The organism is Thalassobaculum salexigens DSM 19539 (assembly GCF_000423805.1).
In the GTDB taxonomy this organism is placed as follows: domain Bacteria; phylum Pseudomonadota; class Alphaproteobacteria; order Thalassobaculales; family Thalassobaculaceae; genus Thalassobaculum; species Thalassobaculum litoreum.
This window is the reverse complement of the sequence record NZ_AUIR01000002.1, coordinates 1-1251: the sequence shown is the minus strand read 5'-3', so window position 1 is coordinate 1251 and position 1251 is coordinate 1. Positions and strand designations below refer to the sequence as shown.

2 protein-coding genes are annotated in these 1251 nt (G+C 62.4%); both read right to left on the bottom strand.

Annotated features, from left to right (window positions below):
• On the bottom strand, positions 1-704 hold a 704-nt coding region (gene dctP, locus G578_RS0100015; protein WP_211228825.1), incomplete at its 3' end, for a TRAP transporter substrate-binding protein DctP.
• A gap of 303 nt (positions 705-1007) precedes the next feature.
• Positions 1008-1251 (bottom strand): type 2 periplasmic-binding domain-containing protein (locus tag G578_RS23890; RefSeq protein ID WP_038012949.1); only part of this gene is annotated, 244 nt, incomplete at its 5' end.

Genomic DNA, 1251 nt, shown 5'->3' with positions numbered 1-1251 from the left:
GAATGGAAGCCGGGATAGTTGGCATGCTTCACCAGGTCGTAGAGACCCAGGGACTGGTTGTTCGCCAGGCCCGAGGCGTCGGCGCCGTCGATGATGCCGGACTCAAGCGCGGTGAAGACCTCGGTGAAGTCCATCACGATCGGCGAGGCGCCGAGGTTCTCGAAGATCTTGGTTTCCATGCCCGGGGGCGAGCGGAACTTCCAGTCCTTGAAGTCCTCTGCGTTGCGGATCGGCTTGGACGACGACAGGGACTCCTGCCCGTAGACCCACCAGCCGATGAGCTGCATGTCGAACTGGTTGTACAGCTTCTGGGCCGCGTCGAGACCGCCGCCGTAATACAGCCAGGAAAGCTGCTGATACGGGGTGGAGTAGCCGCCCATGATGTCGCCGACGAACTGGAAGGCCGGGTTCTTGCCGGTCTGATAGGCGCCGCTGGTCATCTCGCAGTCGAGAATACCCGTGGCCGCTGCGTCGAACGCCTCGACCGACTTCACGACCGAGGACGAGTAGAACATCTCGATCTGGATCTCGCCGTTCGACATCGTCTGAACGTTGTCGATGTACTGCGCGGCGAGCTTGCCGGATACGGTTTCGGGGGCGTAGTGCGTCTGGATGCGCAGGCTCGTGGTCTGCGCCATGGCCGCGGTGCTGAGCCCGGCGGCGAGCAAGGCAGCCGAAACTGCGGGCGCAAGTTTCGCGATCATTCTCATCAAGTCCTCCCATTGGTGCCGGTGTTCCGGCTTTTTGGTCTCGCCCGTTCGGCCAGACCTAATTTTCTCGGCGAGGATCCCTGCAATGGCTTTTCACCGGGGCAGAATAGCGCCTCAACCGATATCCCTCCGACTGTGTCGGGAGCACGGAGACAGGTCAAGACGTAGGGTTTTTGTATGACTGATTCAGACGGTTTGGAGGCGTCTGTGAAGGCGCGCAACGGTTTGGTCGCGATATGACGACGGGCCGTCCGGCATGCGGACGGCCCGTCGGATACTGTGCTCAGGCGGTCAGGATCACTCCTTAACCAGACCGAGCTGACGCAGGTAGGCCATGTGGCTGTCGACCAGGGCCTTGGCCTCCGGGGTGGTTGCGAAGTCGACCCACGCGGACTGGGCGGCGTCCCGGAACTTCTGCAGCTCCTCTTCGGACCAGGCGTAGAGTTTCACGCCCTTCGACTGCAGGTCTGCGGCGGCCTCGGCGTTCTTCTTCTCGAAGGTCAGCGCGGTGCGCAGGGCCAGCGACTCCATGGCCACCGAC